1 protein-coding gene and 1 pseudogene are annotated in these 819 nt (G+C 65.4%); one reads left to right on the top strand and one right to left on the bottom strand.

What is annotated here, in order from left to right:
• Positions 1-294: pseudogene (locus tag ACUJB0_RS31710) on the bottom strand (DUF3108 domain-containing protein); the annotation flags it as partial.
• A gap of 116 nt (positions 295-410) precedes the next feature.
• Here ACUJB0_RS31710 and ACUJB0_RS31705 point away from each other — a divergent pair.
• Positions 411-819 (top strand): PhaM family polyhydroxyalkanoate granule multifunctional regulatory protein (locus ACUJB0_RS31705; RefSeq protein WP_444848731.1); only part of this gene is annotated, 409 nt, incomplete at its 3' end.

Below are 819 nucleotides of genomic sequence, written 5' to 3'. Positions count from 1 at the left end.
CGGCGCGGCCGGCTCGGGCGCGGGCTCCGGTGCGGGCGCGGGCTTGCGCTTGCGGGGCGGCTTGGCGGCCGGCGGCAAGGGCTGGACCTCTTCAGCGGGCGGCGTCTCCACATGCTTGGGCAGGGCCAGGCGCAGCTGGGCCGTCATCAATGACGACGGCAGCGGCGACGGCCGGTGCGACTGCGCGGCGAGCCGCTCCCCCACCCAATCGATCGCCAGATAATGCAGCGCCAGCGTGGCTGCGCATAAAACCAGCAGGCGTCGGCGTGGGAATAGATGGGTGGGTAAGCGCATGCCGCTAGTTTAACGTGTTCGGCCCGAGCCTGCGCCCACACAGCAATGTTGTCAAAATCTTTTGAAGCACGCGCTGTTATCTGCTACGCTGGACGTTATTCTTATAGGAGACCGCCATGGCCCACCCACAAATGCCGAACATACCAGGTGCAGCAGTGATGACCGATACGCTGGATTTCGTCAAGAGCCTGTGGGGCAGCATGAGCGTGCCCGGGCTGACGGCGCCCACCCTGTCGGTGGAGGAGCTGGACAAGAAGATCAACGACCTGAAAGCCGTCGAGACCTGGCTCAATCTGAACATGAGCATGCTGCGCGGTAGCATCCAGGCGCTGGAAGTGCAGCGCGGGACCATCGCCACGCTCAAATCGGTCGGCGCCAGCCTGGCGGCGGCCGTCAACCAGCCGCAGAGCAGCGACCACAAATCCATCTTCGACGCCAACCCTTACGCCTCGGCCTTCTTCCACCATGCCCGCGAGGCGGACAAGGACAAGGACAAAGCCGCAGCGCCTGCGCCGGCCGCCGCAC

Source organism: Duganella caerulea (genome assembly GCF_040362985.1).
Lineage (GTDB): Bacteria > Pseudomonadota > Gammaproteobacteria > Burkholderiales > Burkholderiaceae_D > Rugamonas > Rugamonas vulcania.
Note: the sequence above shows the minus strand (reverse complement) of the source record. Positions and strands in the feature narration are given on the sequence as shown.